1 protein-coding gene is annotated in these 395 nt (G+C 68.4%); it reads right to left on the minus strand.

All coding sequences use genetic code 11. The annotated features are described in order from the left end of the window. Window positions 1–395, minus strand: a 395-nt coding sequence (locus tag AC5Y7V_RS31415) for a transposase (protein ID WP_499883797.1), incomplete at both ends; no start/stop codon positions are given.

The following is a 395-nucleotide window of genomic DNA, read 5'->3' on the forward strand; positions in this document are numbered from 1 at the left end:
CCGTCGACCCACAGGTACACGTAGTCGACCTGCGAGAGGTCCCTGGTGCCGAAGGCCTTCGCCTCGTCCTGCCACTGGGCCGTGAGCCGGGTGATCGAGGATGCGGACAGTCCGGCGCCGGTGCCGAGGAACTGTTCGAGCGCCGGCCCGAAGTCACTGGTTGACAGGCCGTGCAGGTACAGCAGCGGCAGCACCTCCGATACCTGCTCGGACTTGCGAGCCCAGGCGGGCAGGATCGCCGAGGAGAACCGCTTGCGCTCGCCGGTATCGGGGTCGATCCGCTTGTCGTTCACGCGGGGCGCCTTCACCGCCACCGCACCCGCCGAGGTCACGACCTCACGTTCGGCGTGGTATCCGTTGCGGACCACCAGTCGGTGGCCGTGTTCGTCGACCTC

The sequence above is a fragment of the Mycobacterium sp. NGS34 genome, assembly GCF_059812845.1.